The organism is Alicycliphilus sp. T452 (genome assembly GCF_054512775.1).
The window spans coordinates 1-1,237 of the sequence record NZ_JBTNEH010000068.1 but is presented as its reverse complement, the minus strand read 5'-3'; the positions used below and the strand labels follow the sequence as shown (position 1 = coordinate 1,237).

At 64.8% G+C, this 1,237-nt stretch carries 1 protein-coding gene; it reads left to right on the top strand.

The annotated features are described in order from the left end of the window. Window positions 1-53: 53 nt before the first annotated feature. Window positions 54-1,237, top strand: a protein-coding gene (locus ACX12L_RS22915; protein ID WP_459264568.1) for an IS3 family transposase whose coding sequence is annotated in 2 segments (ribosomal slippage) — window positions 54-312 and window positions 312-1,237 — 1,185 coding nt annotated over the 2 segments. Because the reading frame shifts where the segments join, the coding sequence is not laid out codon by codon here. This gene is flagged as partial in the annotation.

Genomic DNA, 1,237 nt, shown 5'->3' with positions numbered 1-1,237 from the left:
TGAAGTTGCCCCGGTTTGACGGACACCTTACGCTGTAAAGCAAGGAGTTCGAGATGGGCAAGACAAGGCTGCCGTATCCGGCGGAGTTCCGAGAGCAGATGGTGGAGTTGGTGCGAGTCGGCAGGACGCCAGCAGAGCTGGCGCGTGAGTTCGATGTGACTGCGCAGACCATCGCCAACTGGGTTGGCGCCGCTGGTGGCCAAGCGTCACGTAATCAGGCTACGACGGGCGCGCTCAGCGGGGCCGAACGCGAGGAACTCGCGAGGCTGCGTCGGCAACTGCGGCAAGTCCAGATGGAGCGCGACATCTTGGCAAAGGCTACGGCCTGGTTCGCCGCCAAGAGCGACAAGACGTTCACACCGTCTTCGAACTCATGAACACGAACCAGGCCGACTTCCCCGTTCGAACGATGTGCCGGGTACTGGGCGTGTCCCACAGCGGCTTCTACGACTGGCAGCACCGGGCACCCAGCCAGCGCGCGATGGACGACATGGTGCTCACCGAGCGGATTAGGCAGGTGCACGCTAATTCCCGTGAGACCTACGGCCGGCCACGTGTGAGGGCCGAGTTGGCGGCACAGGGCGTGCGCGTCGGAGGAAAGCGGATCGCCCGCCTCATGCGCCGAGCCGGCCTCCAGGGGATCAGCAAACGACGGGCATCCACCGTGACGACCCGGCGTGATCCGCGCGAACGTCCAGCGGCTGACCTCGTGAGGCGACGCTTCCGCGCCGAACGTGTGAACCAGCTCTGGGTGGCCGATATGACCTACGTGCCGACGTGGGCAGGCTTCATCTACCTGGCTGTGGTGATGGACGTCTTCAGCCGGCGCATCGTCGGCTGGTCGATGGGCGAGCGGATGACCGCGGAGCTTGTGTTGGCGGCGCTGAACATGGCATTGGCCCAGCGCAAGCCCCAAGACGTCATCCACCACTCGGATCAGGGAAGCCAGTACACCAGCTTGGCGTTCGGGCAACGGTGCGCCGAGATGGGCGTGCGCCCGTCAATGGGCAGCGTGGGTGACGCGTACGATAACGCCATGGCCGAGAGCTTCTTCGCCACGCTCGAGTGCGAGCTGATTGAGCGTCGCAGCTTCCGATCAAAGGCTGAGGCGAAGGCCGCGCTGTTCAGCTACATCGAGGGTTGGTACAACCCGCGCCGGCGTCACTCTGCGCTGGGCTACCACTCACCCGTGGAGTTCGAGAGCCGCATCGTCGCTGAGGTGCGTCCGGCAACGGAG